This window comes from Colwellia sp. BRX8-9 (assembly GCF_014077245.1).
GTDB lineage: Bacteria > Pseudomonadota > Gammaproteobacteria > Enterobacterales > Alteromonadaceae > Colwellia_A.
Genome location: NZ_JACGVN010000036.1, coordinates 1 through 19,099 on the forward strand (window position 1 = coordinate 1; position 19,099 = coordinate 19,099).

Below are 19,099 nucleotides of genomic sequence, written 5' to 3' on the forward strand. Positions count from 1 at the left end.
TCAGCAATTAAAGCGACGACATAACTTAAGCCATTGCAATAAACTCTTTGCTTGAAAACATTAAAACAGGTGTGAATTATAAAGCCATGATTTTGGAGAAATAGCCTTGCCAAAAAATTGTTATTATGGGAGCAAATTGACTACATCTTTCTTTAATACATGAATATATTGTCAAAATATCACTTATCGGTGAGGACTCCATAAATGTTAAAATATATTTGTCATATATTTAGCTATTTAACATGAGTGTCTTATTAATTCTTTTGTCATCTATTTAGTTTTTTAACATGAGTGTCTTATTAATTCACTTATCGGTGAGGACTCCATAAATGTTAAAATATATTTGTCATATATTTAGCTATTTAACATGAGTGTCTTATTAATTCTTTTGAAACCAAGTATCAAAACATTCAGGATGCTTTCTAAATGTTAGAAGAATGTGTGGACTATCCATCTATCAATGTTAACGATATTGGAGAGCAGGTCTCGGAGATCCCTAACACCATTATTGATGATGAAATTTATGATGCAGGAATAAAGGATTAAACTTTTATAGAGAAATTTTGAATAGCATTACTTCTCAATAGTTATTATTAACCCACGGCGAGATATATTAGTTGAGATATATAAGCTGTTAGACCTCTTAAAGTCACACAAGTCCAGATTATTGGCCTCTTGGAGCGATCCAATCTACATTCAATTTTATTTTTCATCCGACTTAAAATACCCACTCCATTCTTACTTGGCCAATATCCACGCTTGCATGGTCTGTCGCTGGATTATTTTTACTAACTTCCAACACTTTTAAGTATTCTGCAGTAAAGCGTATTTCAGGTGTCGCATATAAATTTAATGCTAGCGTCATATTTCTTTCAACGCCACCAATAACACTACCGTAACTTAAGTCTATTTCACTGTAACGCATAGCAAGTTCCCATGCTCCGCTACCATCTTGGCCAAGAATACTTTGCGGTTTCACGATACCAAACTTACCTTTTTTGTACGCTCGTCGGTCATTGGTTAAAAATAAACTCGATTGAATATACCAACTACTAAAGTCTAAGCTTTCTGGACCTGTCTTTACTGAGCTTTGTATATATTCACTCTGAACATTAAACCGATTGTAGTTAAAAGCGAGTTCGAATCCTACTTGCGAGTAATCTTCAACCTCTTTAATGCCCCCCGTATCAACTAACTGAGTATTAGCAACATAACTTTCCGGATTAGATTTAAGTCTTAATGTGTCATTATCACCATTATTAGAGTACAAACCCGCGATACCTATATGAACAAAATAATCATCTTTCTTAATGGGTAACCAGACAAATCGTCCTGCAATGAGAGTCTCTTCATCTTGACCTTCACTACTTAGATGTATTTTGTTACCAAAAACGCCAGCTTGCACAGACCAATTATCCTTAAAAATATTTACGCCTGCCCCCAAGTGCCTACCTGGTGATAATGCAAAAGCAAGTGAACGTTCGATAAATGTATTTGCATGAGAACTGGCCTGGAACTCTAACGAGAATGGCACTTTATAGTTACCCGCAATTAATTGAACTGAATTATTAACTTTATATCCTAGGAAAGCATCTTTTATGCCTTTAGAGCCTCCAGCTACAAAATCATAATCCAATTTATATTGCCAGTCGTTATATAGGGTACCCTTTAAAAATAGTCGAGCTCGACGAATAGCCGAACCATCAGCTAAATCAAAATCATCACTACTATACCAAGCTGCGTGTGCTTCTACACGCCCACCAAAATGTGTAGAAAATTTCTTGTCAGCACTGCTCACTTTTAAACCATTTTCAACTAAAACTTCGGACTGATTTTTAATCCGTTTTTTAACCAGAGGTAGTGCTTGATTTTTTGGTTTTTCATCTTGTTGTTCAGCCATTAAGCGCTGATATTGTTCGATACTTATGGTGCCGTTATTTTTTAAAACCTCAAGTAACATTGCCAGCTCTGATTGCGCACTAACCGGTGTTGCTAGCAGCATACTTAAACTTAACACTAATGCTTTTTTCATGATTTCTCCAAATACGGTTTGAATATTAAAATCTATTTATATCTAATGATAAAATGAAAGACCTATACATATTTTGCGCTAAAGTCGATATATGTTTTGAGCGTTAACTCACTAATAGACTTTAGTTCTTTGCATATAACTTCAGCTTCCATAAGTTTTTTTTCTAAACTGGCTTGTTCTAATCTTTTACAAAAATTATACATGGCCGTTGCCCCTAATGAACCCGCAGAGCTTTTTAAGGCATGGGCATGATCCCCAAGTGCTTCAATATCCGACTTCTCTAACGAGGTTTCTATCATCTGCACTCGTTCTTCAATATCAATAATAAATAGGTTGACCAAAGTTAAAACTGCGACTTCGGACAAATCCTCTGCCAAGGTTTTAAGTACGCTTTCTGACAACACTTCATCTTCATTTAAAGGGCTATTAGCTTTGCTTTTTTCTTGTGTTTCGGTGCTGTAGATACAATGATTAATACTTTCGATTAGCACTTGTGTATCGAAAGGCTTACCGACAAAGCCTTCCATTCCTGCAGCTTTACATCTCGCCATTTCAGATTTTTCTGCGTTTGCTGTCATCGCAATTACTGGGGTGTCTTTATTAATACCACCGCTTGCTTTTAAATGTTCTACTGTGACTATTCCATTCATTTTTGGCATACGAATATCCATTAGAATAACATCAAAAACTTGTGTTTCTAAAATATCGAGCGCATCAAAACCATTACATGCAAAAACAACTTGGTAGCCACGATTCTTTAATGTTTCACCCGCAATAAATCGATTAGCTTCCATATCATCAACTAATAAAATATTTTTTTTATCATTATGAGCACTATAAGTTAATTGAGATTTCGTCACTGAAAATGTATTGTTTTTATCGTTCAAAGAACATATATTGTTAAAGAGTAGTGGTTTATTTATACGATTAAAGCCTAGGTATGAACTTGACAAAGTTTCACCTAAGCTAGAAATACAGTGAACATTAATACCAAGCGAGTCTAACCAAATCTTATTGCTGTTGTTAACAGTCGCTCCATCCTCTATTAGCCACACCGATTTTTTACTTAATAATTGCGGCGTTGCCTGCTCACGTAACATATCTACATTGCTAAAGCCGAAGAAAGTGCCCCCTATTTGTTTAATTTTATTAGCAAAAACTTCCTGTAAACTTTGATTATCCGAAACAAGTACCATTGGGCCTTCAAATTGATGTTTATCTATTGTTTTATCTTCAACAAACTCTACGGGCATCGTAAAACAAAAATCGCTGCCCTGATTTAATTTACTACTAACAGTAATTGATCCCCCCATTAAGGTAATAAGCCCTTTGGCTATATTTAAGCCTAATCCAGTGCCGCTGGAATTTGCCTCTAATGTCGAATCAACCTGTTCAAATTCTTCGAATATTTGATTTAAATATTTTTCTCTAATCCCTATACCAGAGTCTTTTACATTCAACTGCAGTGTATCTTTACCATCTGCTATTTGGATTCGTTGGATAGTCACCAAAACAATCCCACGGGGAGTAAAATTACAGGCATTATCGACTAAAATAGTCAGTATCTGACGTAAACGTGTTGCATCAGTAATAACTCGCTCAACAGTCCCTGGTGCAACATCACCCAATATTGTTAAGTCTCGATTAGCTATTTTAGCTTCGGCGCAATTCAATACATCTTCAAGTAAAGGTAAGAGTTCTACTTCACTATATTTTAGTGACATGTGACCTGCCTCAATTTTAGAAAAATCAAGTATGTCATTAACAACCTCTAATAGTGCTCTGCCACTACTTTGCGCTGTTTTTAGCAACCGAATATGCTCAGGGGGCTCTTTAATTTTTTCCGATATTAGATTAACTGCACCTAACACTGCATTCATTGGTGAGCGTATTTCATGGCTCATTTGTGATAAAAATCTAGATTTAGCTTGGGATGCATTCTCTGCTGTTTGTTTTGCTTTGGTGAGATTAATAGCGTTTTCATTAAGTTTCTTCTGATCATCATTAATCTTATCTAACATCACATTAAACGCTTTTGCAGTGACACCAAGTTCATCTTTTGATTCTGTATCCGCCCTGGACGACATATCACCTTTTGTTACAGCAAGTGCTACTTTTTGTAAAACAAGTAAACCTTTGGTTAAGTAACTACCAAGTATTAGCGAAATCAGGCCAACCATTACCAATTCAGCTAAAGCAATACCAAATAAACGATAGCGCGCTTCACTTATAAATAACAATAAGGGGTCAACGGGTAAACCTACTTGTACTTTGGCAAATTCAGTTCCTGACTCCATTACTAAAACCTGCGTATCAAATATACGGTCATCTAGCTGGTAAATTAGAGTATCTTCGAAAAAGCCATCCTCTAAACTACTTGTATCTCCAGCTTGTGCAAGAATACCGTCACTGTCTAATACACGAATATATTGAACACCTCCGAGCACAGCTATTTGCTGTGTAATTTCGTCCAATGCAGCAATATCTGATGAGATCACTGCATTTTTAGCGAGTAAGCTAAATAAATGAGAGGTCTCACTGGCTCTTTTATATAAAGCCTCTTCACCTGATTGCTCAAGATATGCTAGAGATTGCCAAAGTAACAATAACAAAAATAGAGTTTCTGTAATGCCTATGAATAATATTGTTTTAACTCGAAATGACATAGAAATTCCCTGAGCCAAAAAGTAAGCTTTTTAATTTTTACCAAGTAGAAGATTAATATCTAAACTACGAACATCATTCCACTCTTGATCGTTTGCTTGTGTAAAACCTTTCATTCTTAGTGGCACTAGTAATTTCACACTAGCATCAGAATTTTTAATATCTAAAAAACTACGAAGTAGTTTTTGTCGAGTATCTTCAGTAACCCGCGGATGAGTAGCAATTGCGTGTGGTGTATAACCGTCTGATGTCCAGATGATTTTTAATTGTTTTCGAAAGCGCTCTGGTAATGCATTAAACGTGCGTATTATTCCGCCGCCTGCTACCAAACGGCCCATGGCAACATTGCGATATACAGCATCGTGTGAATTAACGTATTTACTTTGAACGTTAATGTTTTTCTGTGCTAAGTTTGCCTTGGGGATCAATGTGGCGGCAAAAGATGCTGGCGCTGGAAAAGCAATTGTTTGCATCGATAAGTCTTCGATCTTGTTAATTTCACTATTTTTATTAGTAACTAAAATGCCTTTAATTTTTTTCCCTAGTTCATGTACAAGTGCTTTAAAGCCTTCTTCCTTACTTAATACAGCGTAGTGGTATGGGTTCATATACGCAATATCATAGTCACCTGCAATTAATCGCTTTTCAAACGTTGGAATATCGGGAGCTGTCGCAAATTTGAGTTCAATACCTGTGTTCTTACTGATCAGTTTAAGTAACGGAACCCAGTTACGAGCTAACTTAGCTGCTGATTGCTGCGGAACTATCCCAAATACTAGAGGCTTAGCTTCAACAACCTCAGCTGTATCCGCACTAGCAAAGCCAATAAAACATGTAATATAAATTATTGCTAAAAATTGAATTAATATCTTCATCTATTCACCTATGCTTTTTAAATTTGTTCATGCACTTAACAAAAGCAAGAAATACTCCAGCATTTAACAATATCAAAAAAAAACTTAAATTATTGATAAATAATATTTTTTATACTTATTCACTCAGTGTAATTTGATGGGAATTATTGAACATGCAATTTGATTCGCAATATGCAAGTCAAATTGCTTTGCATTTAAGAATATATAAATTAATTGATACATTTTATTTAAAGATTATATAAATATATTACAAGTATCTTGAACTAACTGAATATGACTTCACTAAAAATTATATTTTAGATTTAAGAGTTTCACTACTCAACGGCTATTTGTTAAGTTATCTATGGCTCGATTAAACTCAAATATTACCCATAGTACAATCATATATAGGACTACAACTTACCAGTTTTTATTACTTAGTAAAGTCCCAAAATTAGCAGGTTAACAAAGCTGGGCAACTAGTCCCAGTTTTTCATTTTTCTATAAATTGTTGACGCACTTACGCCTAGGTGTGCGGCGGCCAGCGGGATGTTACCATCACAAACTTCGATTGCCTTTTCTATAGTGTTTTTTTCAACTATCCACATGGGAACAATCTCTTGAATACTGGTAGGGCCAACAGAAGTACTTGCCTTGGTTTCTGATTTAATTACACTTGGTGTAGTTGTAACTTGAAGGTTAGTTTGTCCGAAACTCTCTGGTAACATGTCAATTGTAATCTCAGTACCAGTATTGATTACGACCATATTCTCAATCACATTTTGCAATTCTCGAATATTACCCGGCCAGTCATACTTCATAAATAATGTCTGAACATCTGATGAAAATTGTTGAAATCCTTTATCATTAGCTTCATTTTTATCCAATAAAATAGCGTTAGCCAACAATAAAATATCTGGACCTCTATCCCTTAAAGCAGGTAACTGAACTGGAATAACATTTAATCTATAATATAAATCTTCTCTAAAGCGACCTTCGCCAACTTCGGCTGCTGGATTACGATTAGTTGCACAAACAACCCTAACATCACTTTGTATTACGTCACTACTACCAACACGACTAAATGTACCTGTTTGCAAAAATCGAAGTAACTTAGATTGTAAATTTAAATCCATTTCACAAATTTCGTCTAGAAATAGCGTTCCACCATTAGCGACCTCTACAGCTCCTTTTCTATCGGCCAGAGCGCCACTAAAAGAGCCTTTCATATGACCAAAAAACTCTGATTCAAATAAATCTTTTGGTATCGCCGCACAGTTAATTGCAATCACGGGACCATTTTTCCGAGCACTGGTGTTATGTAAGTACTGAGCACAAACCTCTTTACCTGTTCCACTTTCACCGGTGACAAATACGCTTGCCTTGCTACGAGCAGCACTATCTAGCAAGCGAAAAACAGTTTTCATCGCTAATGATTCACCAAGAAAACTCGTATCTGGTTGATCTGAAACTTCATCTTCAACTGCAGGGGGTTCTGTTTCCAGATTAATCTGCTTTATTGCATCATAAACCGAAGTCACCATTCTTTCTCTAGTAAACGGCTTCTCTATAAAGTCAAAACCGCCCAAGCGCATAGCATCAACAGCTACTTCAATAGAACTATTAGAAGTGATAATAATAACCCGTGCAGGTGACTTCTGACGCTTGACAAATTGCAGTACATCTAAACCGCTAATATCTGGTAAGCAAACATCTTGAATAATAACACTGGGCATTTTTTCTTTAATCGCGGCTAAGGCAGAATAACCATCTACAAAATGCCTAGTTTCATAACCTATACTTTCAAGTTGAGAACTGTAAAGGGCTCCACTTGATACACTGTCTTCTACAATATAAACCAAGGTTTTTTGTGAATTTTTAGACATATTATTCCCTTACTAAAATTCTTTGCCATATTTGTTGTTATACAGTTTCAGAGTTTGTTTGATCAAATCTAATAGCTGGTTATCTGTATCCCTAAAGAGCCTTGAGGTTGAGCATAACCTATCATTTATTTCACTGGCCATTGTTGCTACAGTCATAGCCCCATAAAGTGCTGCCGAGTTTTTAAGTTTATGTGTCACTTCTTCAATTTTCTTCAAATCCATCGAGATAAATGCATTTTCTAAATCGACTAAAGACATGGTCATCTCGTCTATAAACAAACCAATCAATTTATGACAAGTTAGTTCATCTAAATCTTCGATCATTTGTTGAATGACCTTTTCATCCATTAAACAGCTCATACTCTACTCACTGATTAAAAATCTGCTCACTATTTAAACACTATTACAAAATGCGTTGCAAATTGCAAATTAGACAAATCTTAATATTCATCATCTAAACTACCTATGAATATTGTTTTAACTCCAACGGCGTAAATTATCTTCAAATGATGCTGGACGTCCTAGTAAGTAGCCTTGCGCAGTATCACAACCTAATTGGTTAAGTATTTGCAGTTGCACTTCATCTTCAATACCTTCAGCCACAATATGCATGCCTAGTCGTTGTGCCATTGCTACGATTGCACTACATAGAGTAAAATCTTCGTTACATGTCGCGATACCATCAACGAAGCTTTTATCTATTTTCAAACCATTAACTTTGAATTCTCTTAGTAAACTTAAAGAAGCAAAACCAGTTCCAAAGTCATCTACCCATATTTCGATCCCTTCTTTTTGAAAGGCGTCAAAAACCTTAGCGATAACTTTGGGATTTTGGATCAGTGCAGTTTCAGTCAACTCCAATTTAATACAACGTGTAGGTATTTCTAGTTTATCCACTAAGGTCATAATTTGCTCAAAAATATCAGTATTTGCTATCTGAACAGCAGATACATTAATTGAAACGGTAATATCTTTTAAACCATATTGAAGATAACGTTTAAGATCCAACAGTACTTGTTTAAATATCCAACTTCCCAGTTCAATAATCTGACCATTTTTCTCGGCATGTGGAATAAACTTATCAGGAGAAATAAACCCGAACTGAGGAGAGTGACATCTAACCAAAGCTTCAAAACCTGTTAATTTACTATTTTGCATACAAAAAAGTGGTTGATAAACCATAGAGAAGTGCTGATTTTGTAATGCGTCTTCAATAATGCAAGTCAAGTCATCTAACTTTGATGGCGTGTGAACAATTGTTGTTTCAAGTGTATCTATTGGTGAAAGTGACATATTCATATTATTTCATTCCTAATTTACTTTGAGTCGATAGTACTAACAAAGCAATTCGTAGACCAACGTAAACCCCAAACCAAAAAAAACACATAAGCCACTGAAAAATAAAACCTAATAAAACATAACCACTAGTATTTACATTTATTAAATACTGATAGTTGCAAAATGCAAATCAAATTACTAAGACTGATTACCAAATTGCCATTTGTAAAAAAAAGGGAAGAATGTAGTTATACATCCTTCCCTGCTTTTTCTTAACAACCTTTATCAGTTATTGCCTTCACCCTTTGGCGCAGTGTTGTACCATTGGTCGCCATCAACTCTACCGCCTAAGACTGGTAAGTTAACCTGGAAAGGGGGTGTAAATTGCTCTAACGCATTTTGAGTAGGATCATTTATATTAATGACAGATTCTGCTTTTTTCAGGCTCAAGCCGCTACAAAATGAAGGGTCGTCATAATTTGTACCCGTCGGGCAGCACTGGCCATCGACAGAGCCATCAGCAACAGAATAATATCCAGATGGACAACTACATTGCAATTGTGTATTAGTGCCACAGCCTGCATCACAAATACCCAATTTGATTTTTTTTTCAAGAAGATTATCTGTTACGTTATTAATTGAAATATCAACCTCAGATGCTTGGCAAGTTAATGCCGGTTGCCCCAGCGAAGTAGGTAAGATGAATGGTGATTCGCATGGCTCACCGGTTAACACTTTTTGTGAAATATAACGTGATCCAATAGGAGAACCAATTCCCCCAATAATTTCTAGCATCGGGCAAGCTTCAAAGGTTTCTTTATATAAAAATCCTGGCAGCCCATTAGGTGAGCGACCAATGGCGTAATTAGGAGCGCCCTGCAATGCTTGAAAGTAGCTCACTGAACCCGTATTAGGTAAACGGCTAATGCCTGTATTATCTAAAGTCTCAGCACTGGTTGGCTTGATGCAAGGAGGGCCTTGGCAGTTTAGTTCAGTGTAATAAATTGGCTCTCTACTGGTGAAACGGTCATCACGAACGCCTATCAGGGCTCGGTAATTTGTTGAGCTGCCTGTAGAGGTACGGTCAATAAAAAACAATTGTGGTGCATCATGTTCGTCAAAATTTATCACTTCGCCTAACACCTGACTATTGCTATCTAGCACCAACACGGTTCGGTCTTGTTGCTTAACCTTTTGCTCAAATAATGCATTGCGAACAGCAGCTATGCCAACAAAGCTTCCTATAACTAAAATAGTAATAATCAGGATCAGCTCAATGGTTAAAACAAAACCTGCTTGTTTTTTTAATCGAGAATTTTCCTTCATTATTTTTGGCAATCTAACTTCAATCATTTTACTTCCTTTTATTATTTAGCACCGCTAAAACAGCATATCTTATAATTATAGGATATCACCCAACAATTTCATTATTTCGCTGATCTGCTGTCCAGCAGGAAAAAATACTAGTACAAAAAACATCGGGAAGCAGACCATTGCCATCGGCAAAGTAGATTCGAGGGCTTTTCGGTTAATTCTACTTGTTAGTTGTTGGTCCTGTTGTAACCTCAGAAAGTCAGCTAATGATTGTAATCCGTCACCAACTGGGCTACCTACTTCAATCCCAGCCTTAATTATTACCGATAATTTATTTAACGCCTCTACACCAGTCCTGATAGATAAATTATCAAAGGCTGCAGTGCGATCACGGCCAGCATCTAGCTCGTAAGCAATTAACTCAAGCTCTGCTGCCAAAGGGTTGTCTTTTTGTAAGCCAAATTGAGCAGCTTTTCGAAATGCCTGGCTTAACGATAAACCTGACTTCAAAAAAACAATCAGTAAATTGATAAAAAAAACTAATGACAGATTAATTCTACGTCGACGATTACTCCGGTTTATGAGTAGATACATGTCCATCAATAAAAAGGACACAATACCCGCACTGATAATAATCCATAAATCAAATGACAACTCAATAGCAATTATTACTAGTACTAGAGCACTGCACCACTTTACTGACCAGTACCATAGCCAGAAACCAGCCACTGAAATACCACATTGGCGGATCAATTTATTTGGATAAATTAAATAAGCTTTTTTGGACTTATTAAAGGGATCATCAATCAATTTATTCTCTTTGGTAAGACTTTGTTTTAAAAAGTAGAGAAAAATAATTAACATTAGCAAAAAAAGTAAATCCAGCCAGTTGAATGTATTCATTGCTCTATCCTCGATATACGACGTAACCATAAATAACCAGTAAATTGTAAAAATAGCGCCCCGCCCAAGTATGTTGGTCCAGATGGATGTTTTAATAAGGTGTTGAACCAGTCAGGTTGTTGCCATAGTAAAATTGGAATCAATATATAGGGTAAAACACCACATAATATTGCAGCATAACGAGTACCGGATAAGTGAGTGTCAATTTGTAACTGGTGACGCTGTCGATCTCGAACAATGCGGTTAACAGAATCAAGCATAAAAGTGAGATCACTTCCTGATTGATAGCGTGCAATAATAACTTGTGCAAATAGTCGAGTTGCAATACAGTTGTATTTGGTTGTTAGATGATTAATAGCCTGTTCTGGCGAACAGCCCATATCCAAGCGTCCTAACATTTCTGTTAGTTGATGTTTAACAGTTCCTTGACCTGACTGTGCAGCTAAAGCAATAGCCTGGTGAGGCGACTGGCCACTCGTTAAAGCCGCTTTCATCATATCCATAGCTTCAGCTAAGCCTTTCTCTACTCGTTTTATTTTCATTTTCGCCATATCACTGATGCTATTAAAGCAAAACACCGTTACCGCCATTCCTGCGATAGCCGCCAAAGGAATATGCTTGGGGAATATCTCAAGCAGTAACATAAAAATAGCGAAGGCAACGATTGCTATACCCGCAATAACAAGTGCTGGAGGTAGATTCAAATTAAGCGTTTGCAAATGATTATACAATGACGAATCAGGTTTGCTCTTAACAGCATATGAAAAATTGGCGTTGCCCCTTTTAGATTCACGAAACCAATGCAATACAATAATTAGCATTACCAATAAACTTAGGGATAAACCGATAAACTCTATATTTATCATCACTAGTCCACCTTTAATAATCGATTGAATTGTTCACTTTTATAGCCTTTTACTGCTACCTTAGCCGCTAGTTCAGTACTATTACCTGTTGCAACATGCTTACCATGTATATGGTCTGGTTCACTGTTTGCTGCGTGCTTAAAACTAAACAACTCTCGAATTTCATCTTTATCTTCACCATGAACTAACTCGCAAATGCTTACGACTCTGCGGCTGCCATCTTGGAAGCGCATAACTTGAATAATTAATTGTAGAGAAGAACGAATCATCTGCTGAATAGCTTCTTTTGAAAAGCCTCCACCCATTAACGCAAGTGTTTCCATGCGGCTGATTACATCATGTGGGCTATTAGCATGTAAGGTAGTTAAGCTACCGTCATGACCAACATTCATCGCTTGCAACATATCCAAAACTTCAACCCCCCTGACTTCACCAACCACTATACGGTCAGCCCTCATGCGAAGTGCATTTCTAACTAAATCACTAAGATTAATTGCACCACTGCCTTCGCTATTAACATGTCTAGACTCGAGTGAGATAACGTGGGGATGCTTTAGCTGAAGCTCAGCCGTTTCTTCAACGGTTACGATACGCTCTGTTGTAGGGATAAAACCTGATATAGCGTTCAATAAAGTGGTTTTTCCTGCTCCTGCGCTACCCGCTATTACTATATTGATACCTGTTGATACGGCAAGTTCTAAGAAGTCCATCATGGCTTTACTTAGAAACCCCCTATTAATTAGTTGCTGAGTAGTCAAATCCTCGGTATGAAAACGTCTAATTGAAACGATTGGTCCCGACTCACAAAGCGGTGGGATCACTGCATGTAATCGACTACCATCAGGCAAGCGAGAATCTACCATAGGTTGACGTGCATCTAGCTGCCTACCTTGAGTACTTAACACTCTGTCCAAAAAGCGACGTAAATGACTTTCGTTATCAAAACGTAACTTAGTTTTTGTTAATCGTCCGTTTCTATCAACCCAAATTTCATCTGGACCGTTTATTAAAATATCGGTAACACCAGGTTCTTTCATTAAATCAGAAATTGGACCCAAGCCCGTTAACTCTTGCATAATTTGCAGGGTTAATGCTTGTCTCTCATATACGCTTAAACCTGGATTTAATCTTGGACGTATTTCTTCAATCAATCGTTCAAGGCGACGTTCAACCTGCGAAGTATCTTTTAACAGATGTATGTTCTGCTCTTCCATACCGTCAATTAGGCGATTATGTAAAAAACGACGTAACTCACGAAAGCGCTCTGATTCTATATTCTCTTTGTCTAGCGCAGTAAATCCTAAAATTTTATTTGAGTTATTCATGATGTGTTACCTTTACTTAATACCTTGTTAAGGCATTTTAATTGTTCACTTGCACACTTGAACGACGAATACCTGCTACCATTTCAATATTGCGATAACGTTGTTTGGGGTCAATACTATATTGAGTACCTTTTGCCCTATCGTGTGCACTGTGAAAGATCATCGCTATCGAATCGCTGGCTTTGATACTCGCTAATGGGTATACATCAGACGGTCTTATCGCCACAACTAGAGACACCCCAGAGGTAATTCCTGCCTGCTTATTTTTTGGCATTAGCATATTTTTTAAACCACTGTCTGCAGTCTTTTTAGCAGCTGGGTGGTTAATACCAATTAACTGCACATCACGGGCAACGGTTCTTACACCATTCCTGCCTCTGACAACCACATCAAAGCGGTCACCGTCACTCAACTGCTCGTAAGGCATACCTTTTTGGATGTGCTCTAGGGTAAACAAAACACGACCAGCTGGAATAGCTTCAGATAAAGATTTCTTTTCTTTAGTTTTCAAGTCGCTTGGGTAAATCGAACTCCCTGCTCGCTTGCTAACCTTTAATGTTTTACCCATCAAATGACGGGGGTTTTGTATAGTGCCTGCAAGATTGTCTTCATCAATACGCACTTGTTTAAGGAGTGATGAAGTCAGTACTTGACCCGGTTGTAGATTACTACTGACTATCCATGCCGGCTCCGTTGTCATATTTTCAAACTGGCGAAGTCCTAGCACTGAAGCTAACATACTTGATGCTGCAAAGAGGATCATGGCACCCGTGGCACTACCGGTTAATTTACTTTTCATATGTCACCTCATTTATCAAGTTAGGAATATTTTGGACAGGTGCAATGGCTGAACCTGCCCGTGAAACGCCTGATTAGTTCAAACTGCCGGTATTGCTAGCAGAAGCAGCAGCTGTACTCGCTGTACCACTAATAGAGGCGGCAGATTCAGAAAAGTCAGTATTAATAAATTCAAACTTCTGACCATCACCTGCATTTGTATCAACCGCATCAATAAAACCAGAGCCACTTATCTCTGACGTTCCTTCACCATTTTTCATACCATCAAAAGCGTAGCTCTGGTCTAGTGAGCCAATTGCTTCAGCAACATCTTCCATTTCAGCCGTTACAGCGTCACGCATCGTACTTAGACCTACGACTAGGCCAATGACTATCGTAGTCGATAACAATAACAACTCTGAAGTCATCACAAATCCGCCTTGTTTTTTCTTACCTAGTTTGTTGTTTATAAGAGTTTTCATAATGTTTACCTTTAATGTTGTGTAAGTTAGTAATTAATAAACCCAAATTATTTGAGCTTACATAGACTATTGCGATTGCTGTGCCAGCTTTTAAACAAACCAAAATAAAACCAAATAAATCCTTATAAAACAATAAAATAAATTTTAATTAAAATTAAATCATCACTGTATTGGTTATTAGCTAAAAAGCTTAGTTCACAATCTGATTTGCAATTTGCAAATCAGATTGTATTATTTATTTACGTACCCTCATTTGAGCTATTCAAAAAAGAAAATCTTTTTTTTGCGAAAAATATAGCCTATTAAAAATGAATGCCCATACGCTTAAAGAGTCAGACTCATATAATTTTAAAATTTATGATTATTGATTCTAAACCGACAGCTTTGTTTAAAATGGAGATGTATCGCTTGTTTCGTAATAGAAACGAGAAGAAAACTAACTTTTTATTGTGGAAGTAACTTAGAAAACGGAGTTAAAGGGTCTATATGTGGCGCATTGTATAGCTAAAAATTAGTAGTTATCAAAAAATAAATTAACAGTTAAGCAATAATTATCATTTTGTTAGCAATATTTTATGGCAATAAAAAGTTAATAAATACTAGTGTTTGAACCAACCAACGCCCCTGTAGCAAAATCTGTGTAACTGCCTATCATTAGTACCCCAAAAGGGGTTAGGATTGGCAGACTATGAATAAGAAAGAACTAGGGTATTTGCTAAGCAAGCAGCCAAGATAACCGTTGAAGCCTTTTTAAACGCAGAGATTGAAGAGCATCTTGGTTATGCACTTCATGAGAAAATCAACACAAAAATAGCCGCAACGGCTACTATTCGAAGCCCATTCGCACTGAAGACGGCCAAGTAGAACTTGAAACACCACGTGATAAAGAAGGTAGTTTCGAGCCTTTATTGGTTAAAAAGAATCAAACGCGATTTACGTCGATGAACGATAAAATCTTGTATCTTTATGCCAAAGGTATGACGACGAGAGAAATCGTTAAAATGTTCAAAGAAATGTATGGCGCAGATATTTCACCCACGTTATATCTCTTGTCACTAATGCCGTAATAGAACAAGTCACTGAGTGGCAAGATCAACCTCTAGATTCAGTCTGCCCTATTGTTTATCTTGACTGTTTAGTGGTTAAAATCAGACAAGATAAACAGGTTATCAATAAAGAGGTTTACCTGGCCTTAGGTGTTAACATTAAAGGTAAAAAGAGTTATTAGGTATCTGTTGATGGTCTTAAAGGCTTTGCTGAAGCGATTAATACCGTATTTCCTCCGGCACAAGTTCAGCTCTGTATTGTTCATATGGTAAGAAATTCGATGAAGTATCCACCCTGGGGGAATTACAAAGCAATAACGGGTGATGTAAAGCGAATATATCAATCAGTGACAGAAGAAGAGGTATTACTTGAACTCGATAACTTCTGCGTACGCTGGGATGATAAATACCCTCAAGACATTCGCAAACGATTTCCCTCTGATGACTCAGCGAAAAAAGTAGTTAATCTTGCAATAGATGCGGCATCCAAGAAATGGACAATGTCAATAAGAAACGGGAAAACGGCCTTGAATCGATTTATGATTGAATTCGAAGACCGTTTAAAGGACTTTATTTAAAACTGGAAGTTACACAAAATCTGTTACAGGATACAGCCAACTCATGCCAATAAATTGTACTGCTTGCCTCTTTATTCACCACTAACATTTTACCAACGAGTGCATCAGGGTTCTGAACTGAACCATAGATATTATTAGTAGAAACTCTAGTTTTAACTAGCAAATCTGACGTAATCAATTGACCTGCTGAGATATTTACTTTAGTTACCCAAGCTGAAACTGTGAACAAATGATTTAATGGTAGTAAAAAATATGCTATGGATATTAAAGTAACGAATGCGAATACGCTCCAGGCAAAAGGTGTATTTAATTTGTATTTCATACATCACCTCATTCATTAATTTAAAGATAAAAGAGCCAGTCAGGTGACTGACCCTACTATTTAAGTATTTTAGTTTATCAAACTACCAACATTGGCAGCAGAATTAGCACCACTACTAGCGCTACTACTAATAGAACTGGCTGTTTCAGAAAAATCACTCGCGATAAATTCAAATTTCACTCCATCACCAGCGTTAGTGTCTATGGCATCGATAAATCCTGAACCACTGATTTCAGCAGTACCTTCACCGTTTTTCATACCGTCATAGGCATAACTTTGATCAAGTGAACCAATCGCTTCAGCGACATCTTCCATTTCAGCAGTTACAGAATCACGCATTGTTGTTAACCCTACGGTTAAACCAATAACGATAGTCGTAGACAACAACAATAATTCTGACGTCATCACAAAACCGCCTTGCTTTTTCTTCATGTTCTTTTTATTGATATTAGCTTTCATAGTGTTTACCTCTGGTAGTGTTAAAAAGATATCGGCTCATCATTTGTTATTAATTTAATGAGCCTATTAAGGTTATTGCCATTGCTGTGCCAAATATAAAAAAAAACAATAAAATCACACAAGAAACATAAAAAACCAATAAAAAACAGTGTAGTAAGTAGGAAGTAACAAAAACATTTAGTCATGCATATTTACGAAGATTACCGCAATAAGTAATTTGATTTGCAAAATACAAATCAAATTATAACGAGTTACCTCTATCAAAAATGATTTATAAATTTCACTTATGGTAATGCTGTAGATCCAGATAAGAAGTTTCGATGGGTCAATAAGTACCTGTTAGGGATGTGCAAATAGCCTTTTTAGATCGAAACAAAATCTAAGTACTCACTTCCCTGTGAGCACAGGTTTTTGGTTCCAAACAAAACCTAAGTACTCACTTCCCTGTGAGCACAGGTTTTTGGTTCCAAACAAAACCTAAGTACTCACTTCCCTGTGAGCACAGGTTTTTGGTTCCAAACAAAACCTAAGTACTCACTTCCCTGTGAGCAATAATTTATGAAATGGGTATAACGATTAAATATAAAAAGGTGTACTAGTATTAAAAAAAAATCCGATTCAATCAATGTAAGACTAAACCGGAAAATTACTCAGGAGAGAGTAGAAATATTATTGTTACTACAAGTTTTGTTAATTAATAACCTGCACTCTTGTGCGGTGCACACCTGCTACCATTTCAACATTACGAAAACGTTGTTTAGGATCAATACTATATTGAGTGCCTTTTGCCATATCATGTGCACTGTGGAAAATCATCGCTACAGCGTCGCTTGCTCTAATACTGGTTAAGGGATACACATCCGATGGTCTTACGGCAACAACCAACGACAAACCGGGTTGATTACCTGCTTGTTTACCTTTAGGCATCAACATATTTTTCAGACCACTATTATCAGCCTTTCGGGCTGCAGGATGGTTGATACCAATGAGCTGCACATCTCGTGCAACCGTACGTACACCATTTCGAGCTCTTACAACCACATCAAAACGATCACCATCACTTAACTGTTCGTAAGGCATACCTTTTTGAATATGCTCTAGGGTGTATAACACCCGACCTGGTGGAATAGCATGAGATAAAGATTTTTTTTCTTTGACCTTTAAGTCACTCGGGGAAATTGTACTACCCGCACTCTTATTAACTTTTAATGTTTGGCCCATCAATCGACGGGGGTTTTGAATCGTCCCTACAAGGTTATCCAGATCAATACGTACTTGTTTAAGCAGTCCTGAAGTGATCACTTGACCTAACTGTAGATTGCTACTTACTATCCACGCCGGCTCAGTTGTCAGCTTGTCAAATTGACGCAGTCCTAGCACTGAAGCTAGCATACCCGATGCCGCAAAAAGGATCATGGCACCTGTAGCACTACCGGTTAATTTAGCTTTCATATGTCACCTCATTAATCAGATTAGAAAAACTAGGACAGGAGCGAAATACTTATCCTGCCCTTTGAGCCACGGATTAATTCAAGCTACCAACATTGTTAGCAGAAGCCGCGGCGGTGCTTGCAGTGCCACTTATATCATTAGCTGATTCAGAAAAGTCAGTATTTATAAATTCGAACTTCTGACCGTCACCAGCGTTAGCATCTACTGCATCGATGAAACCTGAACCACTGATTTCAGCAGTACCCTCACCATTTTTCATACCATCAAAAGCGTAGCTCTGGTCGAGTGAACCAATAGCTTCTGCAACATCTTCCATTTCAGCCGTTACAGCATCACGCATCGTACTTAAACCAACCACAAGACCAATGACTATCGTAGTAGATAACAACAACAACTCTGAAGTCATTACAAATCCGCCTTGCTTCTTTTTACTCGGTGTATTGTTTTTAATCGCTTTCATAGTGTTTACCTCTAAGGTTATAAAATTAGTCGTTTATAAGCCCAATTAATTTGAGCTTACATAGACTATTGCGATTGCTGTGCCAGCTTGTAAGTAAATGTAAAAACCAAATAACAACACCTTGATAACTCCTTATTAAACAACATGTTGAGCAAAGACCACATTCAGACTATTTAAGTTTACAATACCAAGAGGATCACTATCTAAAGCTGAAGTGACAAATTGATTCGCAATTTGCAAAGCAAATTTAATGAATAAATACCATGAAGTTTTGATCTTGATGTATGAAGAAAAAATAAATCAAGATTATGAGCTAGAATGATCTCTCACGATTTACGGTGATTGAGCCTTTAGTTCCAGACAGAACTTAAGTACTCACATTCACGCGTGCAGCATTGGTT

At 37.0% G+C, this 19,099-nt stretch carries 16 protein-coding genes and 1 pseudogene; 1 reads left to right on the forward strand and 16 read right to left on the reverse strand.

Annotated elements, in window-relative coordinates:
- Nucleotides 1-718: 718 nt before the first annotated feature.
- From H4J70_RS19420 to H4J70_RS19475, 12 genes are all read right to left on the reverse strand, one after another.
- Nucleotides 719-2,032 (reverse strand): OprO/OprP family phosphate-selective porin, encoded by a 1,314-nt coding sequence (locus H4J70_RS19420; protein ID WP_182251736.1) that lies wholly within the window; start codon nt 2,030-2,032, stop codon nt 719-721.
- Between the two features lie 62 nt (nt 2,033-2,094).
- Nucleotides 2,095-4,698 (reverse strand): response regulator, encoded by a 2,604-nt coding sequence (locus tag H4J70_RS19425; protein ID WP_182251737.1) that lies wholly within the window; start codon nt 4,696-4,698, stop codon nt 2,095-2,097.
- Nucleotides 4,699-4,728: 30 nt separating this feature from the next.
- Entirely contained in the window at nt 4,729-5,571 is an 843-nt protein-coding gene (locus H4J70_RS19430; protein ID WP_182251738.1) for a phosphate/phosphite/phosphonate ABC transporter substrate-binding protein, read from the reverse strand.
- A gap of 458 nt (nt 5,572-6,029) precedes the next feature.
- Nucleotides 6,030-7,436 (reverse strand): sigma-54 dependent transcriptional regulator, encoded by a 1,407-nt coding sequence (locus H4J70_RS19435; RefSeq protein ID WP_182251739.1) that lies wholly within the window; start codon nt 7,434-7,436, stop codon nt 6,030-6,032.
- A gap of 12 nt (nt 7,437-7,448) precedes the next feature.
- Nucleotides 7,449-7,784 carry an Hpt domain-containing protein gene (locus H4J70_RS19440; RefSeq protein ID WP_182216398.1) on the reverse strand — a complete coding sequence of 112 codons (336 nt, stop codon included), beginning with the start codon at nt 7,782-7,784 and terminating at the stop codon, nt 7,449-7,451.
- Between the two features lie 129 nt (nt 7,785-7,913).
- Nucleotides 7,914-8,735: an EAL domain-containing protein gene (locus H4J70_RS19445; RefSeq protein ID WP_259364963.1), complete on the reverse strand. Its 822-nt coding sequence runs from the start codon at nt 8,733-8,735 to the stop codon at nt 7,914-7,916.
- Nucleotides 8,736-8,999: 264 nt separating this feature from the next.
- The gene (locus tag H4J70_RS19450) at nt 9,000-10,067 is read right to left on the reverse strand and encodes a hypothetical protein (protein WP_182251740.1); all 1,068 of its coding nucleotides are present in this window, start codon (nt 10,065-10,067) and stop codon (nt 9,000-9,002) included.
- A gap of 48 nt (nt 10,068-10,115) precedes the next feature.
- The gene (locus H4J70_RS19455) at nt 10,116-10,931 is read right to left on the reverse strand and encodes a type II secretion system F family protein (protein ID WP_182251741.1); all 816 of its coding nucleotides are present in this window, start codon (nt 10,929-10,931) and stop codon (nt 10,116-10,118) included.
- A complete protein-coding gene (locus H4J70_RS19460; RefSeq protein WP_259368090.1) occupies nt 10,928-11,797 on the reverse strand; it encodes a type II secretion system F family protein in 870 nt (289 codons plus the stop codon). The genes H4J70_RS19455 and H4J70_RS19460 overlap by 4 nt, the downstream gene beginning before the upstream one ends.
- Nucleotides 11,798-11,799: 2 nt before the next feature.
- The gene (locus tag H4J70_RS19465; protein WP_182216391.1) at nt 11,800-13,122 is read right to left on the reverse strand and encodes a CpaF family protein; all 1,323 of its coding nucleotides are present in this window, start codon (nt 13,120-13,122) and stop codon (nt 11,800-11,802) included.
- Nucleotides 13,123-13,159: 37 nt separating this feature from the next.
- Nucleotides 13,160-13,921 (reverse strand): SAF domain-containing protein, encoded by a 762-nt coding sequence (locus tag H4J70_RS19470; RefSeq protein ID WP_182251743.1) that lies wholly within the window; start codon nt 13,919-13,921, stop codon nt 13,160-13,162.
- 73 nt (nt 13,922-13,994) lie between these two features.
- Nucleotides 13,995-14,381: a hypothetical protein gene (locus tag H4J70_RS19475; protein ID WP_182221672.1), complete on the reverse strand. Its 387-nt coding sequence runs from the start codon at nt 14,379-14,381 to the stop codon at nt 13,995-13,997.
- A gap of 839 nt (nt 14,382-15,220) precedes the next feature.
- On the opposite strand from H4J70_RS19475, the pseudogene H4J70_RS19480 reads away from it, so the two are divergent.
- Nucleotides 15,221-16,005: pseudogene (locus tag H4J70_RS19480) on the forward strand (transposase).
- On the opposite strand, the gene H4J70_RS19485 reads toward H4J70_RS19480, so the two are convergent.
- From H4J70_RS19485 to H4J70_RS19500, 4 genes are all read right to left on the reverse strand, one after another.
- Nucleotides 15,998-16,327, reverse strand: a complete 330-nt coding sequence (locus H4J70_RS19485; protein WP_182216386.1) for an SAF domain-containing protein — start codon at nt 16,325-16,327, stop codon at nt 15,998-16,000. The pseudogene H4J70_RS19480 and the gene H4J70_RS19485 overlap by 8 nt on opposite strands.
- Before the next feature lie 69 nt (nt 16,328-16,396).
- Nucleotides 16,397-16,786 (reverse strand): hypothetical protein, encoded by a 390-nt coding sequence (locus H4J70_RS19490; protein WP_182216384.1) that lies wholly within the window; start codon nt 16,784-16,786, stop codon nt 16,397-16,399.
- Nucleotides 16,787-17,476: 690 nt separating this feature from the next.
- Nucleotides 17,477-18,238 carry an SAF domain-containing protein gene (locus H4J70_RS19495; protein WP_182251744.1) on the reverse strand — a complete coding sequence of 254 codons (762 nt, stop codon included), beginning with the start codon at nt 18,236-18,238 and terminating at the stop codon, nt 17,477-17,479.
- A 73-nt stretch (nt 18,239-18,311) separates the two neighbouring features.
- A complete protein-coding gene (locus tag H4J70_RS19500) occupies nt 18,312-18,698 on the reverse strand; it encodes a hypothetical protein (protein WP_182216380.1) in 387 nt (128 codons plus the stop codon).
- Nucleotides 18,699-19,099 lie beyond the last annotated feature (401 nt).